The sequence below is a fragment of the Hoylesella shahii genome (assembly GCF_937990675.1).
Lineage (GTDB): Bacteria > Bacteroidota > Bacteroidia > Bacteroidales > Bacteroidaceae > Prevotella > Prevotella shahii.
Map to the genome: position 1 here is coordinate 23624 of NZ_CALKQY010000076.1, position 7397 is coordinate 31020.

6 protein-coding genes are annotated in these 7397 nt (G+C 48.2%); all 6 read left to right on the forward strand.

The annotated features are described in order from the left end of the window. The first annotated feature begins 283 nt into the window (after positions 1 to 283). On the forward strand, positions 284 to 1222 hold the full coding sequence (locus QME03_RS11110) for a PorP/SprF family type IX secretion system membrane protein (RefSeq protein WP_274946695.1): 939 nt from the start codon (positions 284 to 286) through the stop codon (positions 1220 to 1222). 97 nt (positions 1223 to 1319) lie between these two features. Beyond that, a complete protein-coding gene (porK, locus tag QME03_RS11115; protein ID WP_025816315.1) occupies positions 1320 to 2783 on the forward strand; it encodes a T9SS ring complex lipoprotein PorK/GldK in 1464 nt (487 codons plus the stop codon). Next, on the forward strand, positions 2780 to 3622 hold the full coding sequence (porL, locus tag QME03_RS11120) for a type IX secretion system motor protein PorL/GldL (RefSeq protein WP_025816316.1): 843 nt from the start codon (positions 2780 to 2782) through the stop codon (positions 3620 to 3622). Before porK ends, porL begins: the two co-directional genes overlap by 4 nt. Before the next feature lie 11 nt (positions 3623 to 3633). Then, a complete protein-coding gene (gene porM, locus QME03_RS11125; protein WP_025816317.1) occupies positions 3634 to 5190 on the forward strand; it encodes a type IX secretion system motor protein PorM/GldM in 1557 nt (518 codons plus the stop codon). Positions 5191 to 5291: 101 nt separating this feature from the next. Beyond that, complete coding sequence (gene porN, locus QME03_RS11130) at positions 5292 to 6314, forward strand: type IX secretion system ring subunit PorN/GldN (RefSeq protein ID WP_281724401.1); 1023 nt, start codon at positions 5292 to 5294, stop codon at positions 6312 to 6314. Positions 6315 to 6391: 77 nt separating this feature from the next. Next, positions 6392 to 7018 carry a porin family protein gene (locus QME03_RS11135; RefSeq protein WP_273112565.1) on the forward strand — a complete coding sequence of 209 codons (627 nt, stop codon included), beginning with the start codon at positions 6392 to 6394 and terminating at the stop codon, positions 7016 to 7018. Positions 7019 to 7397: the final 379 nt, after the last annotated feature.

Genomic DNA, 7397 nt, shown 5'->3' on the forward strand with positions numbered 1-7397 from the left:
TCTTAAGCAAAAGGACATTAGCTTAGTCTAAGGTATAAAGTTAAATTGTTGGTTGGAGTCGGGCATCCGTTGATGGATGTTCGGCTCCATTCTTATTTAGCTCTACCCATAATCAGCCTCGCCATTATCCTTGCATCATGAAGTCCAAAGCAATAAAACCTAGCCTTTGAAGCATCGCGTTGAGCCTTTCTCGCGCTTGCGTACATTTGTTAATCATTCTTTTGCATCGCTATTTTTTGTGGCAGCCACACAATATATCCGTTATACACACGTTATAGGATACGTGTTGAAACGTTTAACCATCATTACGCTGTGGCTGGTTCTGGGCTTTTGTGAGGCCAGTGCCCAGTACGATGCGACCTTTTCGCATTACTTCGACCTCGAACCCACGTTCAATCCTGCAGCAGTGGGTAAGCAGTCGAAGCTCAATGTGGCAGGTGCTTACGCCATGAATATGGCCGGATTTGAAAACCATCCGCGAACAATGGTGCTCGTGGCAGATATGCCTTTCGCCTTTGCGGGTAGGCAACACGGCGCTGGTTTGCAGCTGATGAACGATCAGTTGGGTGTTTTCAAGCACCAACGCATCGCGCTGCAATATGCCTATAAGCTTAAGTTGGGGCGTTCGATATTGGGCGTGGGTTTGCAAGGAGCACTAATTTTGGAGACCATAGACGGCACAAAGCTCGACCCAGCCGATGCCAACGACCGCGCTTTACCCACAACGCAAGAAACGGGAAACGGCATCGACCTCGGTGCAGGACTATATTTCATGGCTCCATCGTGGTATGTAGGGCTGTCGGCACAACATCTAAACGCGCCAACTGTAGAACTGGGCGAACGTCACGAGCTGCCAATCGCCCCCACATATTATCTAACTGGCGGATGCAATATATCGTTGCATAATCCGTTTGTAAAGGTAAAACCCTCGGCGTTGGTGCGAACAGATGGCTCTAATTATCGGGCCGACATCACAGCACGCGTGGAATACACCAACGAGAAACGTTTGTTGTATGCCGCATTGAGCTATTCGCCCACTATTTCGATAACGGGCATGATTGGTGGACGCTTCCATGGGGTGGTGTTGGGCTATAGTTACGAGATGTACACCACAGCCATAAAGCCCGGAAATGGCAGTCACGAACTCTTCGTTGGCTTTCAACAAGAACTCAATTTTGTAAAAAAAGGAAAGAATAAACATAAAAGCGTAAGACTATTATAGGCACATCCCGCAATGCAAAGCTATTGCACAAAGGGCGGTTTGCCAGCGAAAGGCATACTAGATGAACGTGCTACGTGTTGATTGGATAAAACAGATGATGAAGAAAAAAAGGCAATTCGTGTTGGCGCTGTGCGCCTTAAGCCTGTCGCTGGCAGTTTCAGGATGCTTCGGCGGTAAGGGAATATCTGCTACGGGACGCGGTGGAGAAGTGGTTGGTGTGGGCTCGAGCAGGAGCTTCGCCGAGCCAACACCCTACGGAATGACCCGAGTGGGACGTGGATACCTCAAAATGGGCATCGAAAATGGTGACAGTTTGTGGGGCAAAAGCACTCCCGTTAAAGATGTTTCGGTGGATGGTTTCTGGATGGACGAAACCGAAGTAACCAACTCGAAGTATAAACAATTCGTGAATTGGGTGCGTGATAGCATCCTTAGAACACGTTTGGCCGACCCCGCTTACGGAGGAGACGAAACCTATATGATTACCGAAGATAAGGACGGAAATGCCATTCGACCACAAGTGAACTGGAAAAAGCCCTTACCACGTAAACCCAACGAAGACGAACAACGTGCCATCGAAAGCTTGTATGTCACTAATCCCGTTACCGGAGAGAAACTGCTCGACTATCGTCAGCTTAACTATCGCTACGAGATTTACGACTATACCACCGCGGCCTTGCGTAAAAACCGCATCTTGCCACAAGAAAGAAACCTCAATACCGACCGCACTGTCGACCCCGATGAAGAGGTGATGATATCTAAAGACACGGCTTATGTCGATGATAGTGGCAACATCGTGAGCGAAACAATTAACCGTCCGCTCTCTGGTCCGTGGGACTTTCTTAACACTTATATCGTGAATGTGTACCCCGACACAACTTGTTGGGTGAACGATTTCACCAATTCGGATAACGAAGTTTATCTTCGTAACTACTTTAGTAACCCCGCTTACAACGATTATCCCGTTGTGGGGGTTACCTGGGAACAGGCAAATGCCTTCTGTGCATGGCGCACCGACTATCTGCTTAAGGGGCTCGGACCCGTGGCTCGCTTTGTGCAACGCTACCGATTACCCACCGAAGCCGAGTGGGAATACGCTGCGCGTGGCAAGGCCGGAACAGAATTTCCCTGGGAAAATACTAACGTAAAGAATGGCCAAGGATGCTTCTATGCCAATTTTAAACCCGACCGAGGAGACTATACTCAAGATGGAAACCTCATAACAAGCAGGGTGGGGGCTTATCAAAGCAATAGCAACGGACTGTATGATATGGCTGGTAACGTGGCCGAATGGACAAGTACTATCTATACCGAGGCCGGTGTGGGGGCTATGAACGACCTCAATCCGCAGTTAGATTATAAGGCTGCTAAGGAAGATCCCTACCGCTTAAAGAAGAAAAGTGTGAGGGGTGGCTCGTGGAAAGACCCCGAATCCTATATCAGAAGTGCGTGGCGAAGCTGGGAATATCAAAACCAACCGCGCGCATACATCGGTTTCCGATGTGTAAGAAGCTTGGCTACAACAGCCACTGGCAAACCTCAAAAGCAAAAAAGCAAATGACATCCTACAGTAAATACAACATTGTCTATCGTCTACAAAAGTGGATGGATAGCGTTCCAGGACAAACGTTCCTCAACTATGCTTATAGCTGGGGCGCGTCTATCGTTATCCTTGGCACCCTTTTTAAACTAACCCACTTGCCTGGGGCTAACCTCATGCTCTTCTTTGGTATGGGAACAGAGGTTGTTGTGTTCTTCCTTTCGGCCTTTGATAGGCCTTTCGATAAAACGGCCGACGGCATGGACTTGCCTTCGCACGTGTCGGAAGAATATCTCGATGCCAACGAAAGCAAGGTTGCTAACAACGTTGCGCCAAATCAAACGCATACAAACGGCACCCAACAACAGGTAAACAGCGCCCAACAACAGGTTAACACCGCTCAACAACAGGTTAATACTCCCCTGCAACAAGCTAACGACGCTGTGGCTACAACGGTTGGAACGCCTAATGTTGCACAAAGTTCGCCTGCAATGGTTGAGGCTACACCCGCAATGGCTGCTCCACAAGCGTCACCAATGCTGGGAACTGTAGACGTGGCCGAGGCAACAAGCCGTTATATCGACGAACTGAACAAGCTTACCGAGACGCTTGAAAAGGTTAGTCAGCAAAGCGCACGCCTCACAAGAGACAGCGAAGAGATGGAAAACCTTAACCGAACGCTCACTGGTATTAGCAAAGTTTACGAAATGCAGCTCAAGAGTGCCAGTCAACAGATTGGTACTATCGACCAGATAAACGACCAAAGCCGACGCATGGCGCAACAGATTGAACAGCTAAACGCCATCTATGCCCGTATGATTGAGGCTATGACGGTGAACATGAAGATGCAAAACCCATAACCCAACGGCAGATGGCAATAAAGAAAAGGCCCATATCTCCGCGCCAAAAGATGATTAATCTGCTCTATGTGGTGCTCATGGCGATGCTGGCTCTCAACGTTTCTACCGAGGTGCTCGAGGGCTTCTCGGTGGTAGAAGATAGTCTTAAGCGCACCATTGCTGGCTCTACCAAGCAGAATAATGCACTTTACGACGTGTTCGCGCATCAGTTAAAGAGTAATCCCGAGAAGGTGAAAGCATGGTTTACTAAAGCCGAAGGGGTGCGAAAAGCTAGCGATTCGCTCTTCAATTTTGTGCAACAGCTTAAGGTGGATATCGTTCGCGAAGCCGATGGTAGTGATGCCGACGTGCGCAACATCGTGAACAAAGAAAATCTTGAAGCTGCTAGTCATGTGATGCTTGCTCCCATCGAGGGTAAGGGCCGAAAACTTTTCGAGGGCATAAACGCCTATCGCAACTATATCCTCAAGATGATTAACGACCCCACACAGCGAGACATCATCGCCCAAAACCTCTCTACCGAGATACCCAAGGGCAAACGCTCGATGGGTAAAAACTGGCAAGAATACATGTTTGAGAGCATGCCTGTGTCGGCCGCTGTTACGCTTTTGTCGAAACTTCAAAGCGATATACGCTACGCCGAAGGGGAAGTGCTGCACACGTTAGTGGCCAATATCGACATGAAAGATATTCGAGTGAACAAGCTCGATGCCTTTGTGATACCCGAAAAAACTACGCTTTACCCTGGCGAAACGTTCTCGGCTAGTATCGTTATGGCCGCAGTAGACTCTACGCAGCAGCCCGACATCTATATAAATGGTGCACGCGTGAACCTCAAGAATGGCAAATACGCCTTCACAGCAGGTGGAGTGGGGCAGCACTCGTTTGGTGGATATATCACCATGCGCAACGGTTCGGGCGAAGTGTTGCGCCGAAATTTCCTCCAAAAATACGAGGTTGTGGCCATGCCTACAGCCGCAACGGTGGCTGCCGACTTGATGAATGTGCTCTATGCAGGATATACCAACCCTATGAGTGTTAGCGTTTCGGGTATTCCACAAAATGCTATTAGCATGACCATGACGGGCGGAACGCTCACCAATAAAGGCAACGGACATTATGTGGCCGTGCCTTCGGCCGTGGGACGCGACGTTACTTTCAACATAACTGCCAACGATAAGGGTAAAGTTCGCTCCTTGGGGCAAGCTGTTTTCCATGTTCGTAAACTGCCCGACCCCACTGCTTTCATCGCCGTTGGCACCGATCGCTTTAAGGGTGGCGGTCTTGGCAAGGGCGCTTTGATGGGCGCAGGAGGCATAGAGGCGGCTATCGACGATGGCATCCTCGATATTCGTTTCCGCGTTCTAAGCTTCGAAACGGTGTTCTTCGATAACATGGGCAATGCCGTGCCAATGGCTTCGGCTGGTAATCAGTTCTCCGAACGCCAACGCGATGCCTTCCGTAAACTCTCGCGTGGTAAGCGTTTCTACGTTAGCAACGTGTCGGCCGTTGGGCCAGATGGCATAACACGCAAGCTGCCTCAAGCTATGGAGGTGATAGTGAAGTGACAAACGGGACGCTTAAGCAGGCTTTTCTGGCGGTAGGCCAGTAAACAATGACCAGTAAACCGCTGCTCTGCATCCCAACAACCAATGCAATTCAACAACAGATGATAAGATTAGTATTCGTAATTTTGATGTCGTGCTCCCTACAAGGGGCTTTCGCACAGCCTGCTGCACGCCGACAACAGCAACACAACACCGCCACTGGCAACGCCGATAACGTGAGTTTGCGGGCGCGCATATCCTTCCCCACCCAAAGCAAGATGGACGAGGATGTGGTTTGGAGGCGCGATATTTACCGCGAACTGAATTTAACCGAAGACGCCAACGCAGCATTGTACTATCCCGTTGAGCCCACCGACGGTCGCATGAACCTCTTTACCTATCTCTTTAAACTGGTGATGCGCGGACAAGTTAAGGCTTACGAGTATCGACTTGACGGTAACGAGAGCTTCGAAGACTCGGCGCGCGTGAAACCTTTGGCACTACTCGACAACTATCACATCTATTATGAACGTGTGGATGGACGAGTGCGCATCGATAATAGCGATATTCCTTCGCGCGAGGTTACGGCCTACTATATCAAGGAAAGCGCCTATTACGACCAAGCCACGGCAACTTTTCACACCAAGGTGTTGGCACTTTGTCCTATCATGAAGCGTCAAGACGATTTTGGCGATGCCACTACTTATCCGCTGTTTTGGGTGAAATACGACGACCTTGCACCTTTCCTTGCTAAGCAAATGGTGATGACAAGCAACCTCAATAATGCCGCAACGATGAGCTTGGCCGACTATTTCGCCACCAATAAGTATCGTGGAAAGATTTATAAAACCAATAATATGCTGGGACTAACGTTGGCGCAATATTGCAAAAACGACTCGGCTATGGCTAAAGAACAAAAACGTATCGAGGCCGAAATAGCGGCTTTTGAGAAAGGAATGTGGGGCGTGAAGAAACAACAAACCACGGATAGCCTAGCTTTTGCCACTAAGACGCGCAGTGGCGTGAAGGCTCCGCGAACCAACAGAAGGGCTACCATTGCCCCAACTACCAAAAAAGAAAAAACTACAACTAGCTCTAAGACAAACAGCGCACCCCGTATGTCGGTGAGAAGAGAACGACACTAACCGTGAATCGCACACGTTTGGACGCAACCGATAGCGCTCAATACGTGTATATTTGTTTAATTTAAAACTATTATTGTATGAAAAAGATGATGAAAATGGCTGTGCTTGTCGCAGCATTAACCTTGTCTGTGAATGCCAATGCACAAGTGAGATTGGGTGTTAAAGGTGGTATCAACACTTCGCAAGTGTCTATTAGCATAGACGACTGGAAGGCTGAAAACCGTATTGGATACTTCATCGGTCCTACCATCAAGTTTAACTTGCCCATACTTGGACTAGGAATGGATGCTTCTGCCTTGTACGAAAAACGAGAGGCTAAAGTTACTGGTCCTATGGGATTAGTCAATACGGTGGTGAAAAGCGAACAGGTGATTGTGCCTATCAACGCTCGCTTCTCCTTTGGACTTAGTGAATCGGCCGACATCTTTGTGTTTGGCGGTCCGCAAGTGGCTTTTAATTTGGGCAAACAAGAGCAAGAACTCATTCCCAAATTTGCCGATTGGACTTTGAAATCCTCTGCTTTCAGTGTTAATGTGGGTGCTGGTATCTTCTTAGCCAATCACCTTCAGGCCACTATTGGCTATAACATCGCACTGGGTTCTACGGGTGATGTTGTTTTCTCTGTAGACGGAATTAAAGAGACGCGTAAGAAATACGATGTACGCAACAATGTTTGGCAGTTGGGTGTGGCCTACTACTTCTAAGTTTCTGCCTCGCTGTCTAAATGGCTTGTGTTGCTTCTGCCCTGCTTCTTAGTAGGTGTAGGTCGCCATTCAAGCAATTATTAGCGCTAACGCTGGTTGTCGGCTGCTTTAAAGCAGTTGCTTCCAGCGTTTTTTTTGTTTTGGCTTTTAGTCTAATAGCTTGATGATGTCAACCATTAAGTACAATACCATTCTACGCTTTTGTAGAAAAACTCGTATTTGGGTTGATAACAAATGCTATTTTTGCACTTCCATATAGAAGTTATCAGTAGACAATAGCCACTATTTAAAAACCTTTGCTTCTCCCAGTTTGGCATAAAGAGATACGCCAGTTCGGGATAAGGATTTGCTTAGAAAAGTTCCAATTGCCTAGTCTTTT

Bases quoted from the DNA above. Each gene is read 5' to 3' on its own strand.
- porK (WP_025816315.1), top strand. From the start codon at position 1,320: ATGAAGAAAAAAAGGCAATTCGTGTTGGCGCTGTGCGCCTTAAGCCTG.
- porL (WP_025816316.1), top strand. From the start codon at position 2,780: ATGACATCCTACAGTAAATACAACATTGTCTATCGTCTACAAAAGTGG.
- porM (WP_025816317.1), top strand. From the start codon at position 3,634: ATGGCAATAAAGAAAAGGCCCATATCTCCGCGCCAAAAGATGATTAAT.
- porN (WP_281724401.1), top strand. From the start codon at position 5,292: ATGATAAGATTAGTATTCGTAATTTTGATGTCGTGCTCCCTACAAGGG.
- QME03_RS11135 (WP_273112565.1), top strand. From the start codon at position 6,392: ATGAAAAAGATGATGAAAATGGCTGTGCTTGTCGCAGCATTAACCTTG.